At 41.2% G+C, this 257-nt stretch carries 1 protein-coding gene; it reads right to left on the bottom strand.

Annotation, left to right across the window (positions count from 1 at the left end):
- The coding region (locus DIZ80_02125; GenBank protein ID RDH85236.1) for a cell wall-binding protein at nt 1-257 on the bottom strand (257 nt) is incomplete at both ends.

Genomic DNA, 257 nt, shown 5'->3' with positions numbered 1-257 from the left:
CATCATTATAAGTTCCGCCCAGTTCTATATTTACCGGAGTAGATCCTAGCAACGTAATCACCGGCACAGTTACATCTGTTGTTACATTTACTACACGCGTAACCGTGCTTGCTGCATTACCCGTCGCATCACTCACGTTATATGTCACGCTGTAATTACCAACCGCATTAGTATTTACATTACTGACGATAGAAATATTTGCGGTAATATCACCATCAAAGTTATCGCTTGCAGTTGCACCCGCATCATTATAAGTT

The organism is endosymbiont of Galathealinum brachiosum (assembly GCA_003349885.1).
In the GTDB taxonomy this organism is placed as follows: Bacteria; Pseudomonadota; Gammaproteobacteria; order SZUA-229; family SZUA-229; genus SZUA-229.
This window is presented reverse-complemented; position numbering and strand designations above follow the sequence as displayed.